The sequence below is a fragment of the Oleiphilus sp. HI0043 genome, assembly GCF_001634935.1.
Genome location: NZ_LWEY01001791.1, coordinates 1 through 1028, shown reverse-complemented (window position 1 = coordinate 1028; position 1028 = coordinate 1). Strand labels below are relative to the sequence as shown.

At 44.6% G+C, this 1028-nt stretch carries 1 protein-coding gene; it reads left to right on the top strand.

Annotated features, from left to right (window positions below; all coding sequences use genetic code 11):
* Window positions 1–406 precede the first annotated feature (406 nt).
* Window positions 407–1028, top strand: a 622-nt coding sequence (locus A3729_RS27540) for an ABC transporter permease (RefSeq protein ID WP_369820163.1), incomplete at its 3' end; no start/stop codon positions are given.

The window sequence follows — 1028 nt, the reverse complement described above, 5'->3', positions numbered from 1 at the left end:
AGGTAAAGCGAAAGCGGCTGACTTCCCAGACTTCTCTACTGAAGATGGCTACCGTGACCCACAAACGCACTTTATCGATAACATTGTTTATGACGGTACACAACCAAACAAGTATATCGAGAAGTTCTCAATTGGTCTGAAATCAGGCGACAAGATCTAAAGAGTATTACATATGTCGGACGACAAATGCTGGCCTGAACCAGGGTTTGTTGTCTGACTGCTGATAACGAAGTTTGTCTAAGAAAGATTTATCTTGATCGGCTCTCAATGTTTGTTAGAACGAGAGTCGTCAGTTAACTGAAGTAGCTTTAAGCAGGAGCAGAAGATTATGTCAACGGCGACATCTCTTAAGGACGATATAGAACAACCAATTGTTTGGTTGGATAAGGTATTAGAGTTTGGAGCGATGGCAGCGAAGACTCTGGCAATACCCATGGCAGGTATTGCGGTATTTCTCATTATTTGGGCGGCAGCCGCACAGAGTGTTAAAACTTCTTTGGGGCAGTTTCCGGGTCCCGCGATGGTAATGGAGCAGTTCGTCTCTTTATATGATGAGCACGTTTCCGAGCGGACTAAAGAGCAAGCCTTCTACGAAAGGCAAGAGAAAAGAAATGCGGCACGAGTGGCTGAAGATCCATCTTATGTGCCTAAAATCAGAGCGTATACAGGAAAAGAAACTTTCCTTGACCAAATCTTTACCAGCTTAAAGACGGTCGCTTCTGGTTTTTTATTGGCTGCCGCGATAGCGATTCCTTTAGGCATTGCCATTGGCCTGAACAAAACACTGAACTCGGCAGTTAATCCGATTATTCAGGTGTTCAAACCTGTTTCTCCTTTGGCTTGGTTGCCTTTGGTCACAATCTTGGTGAGTGCTCTCTACGTCTCGCCAGACCCAATGGTAGCCAAGTCCTTTATCGTATCGATGATTACGGTAACGCTATGTTGTTTATGGCCAATGGTTATCAACACTTCAGTGGGTGTTGCATCCATTGATGATGACTTGGTCAACGTAAGTAAGGTGTTGCGAT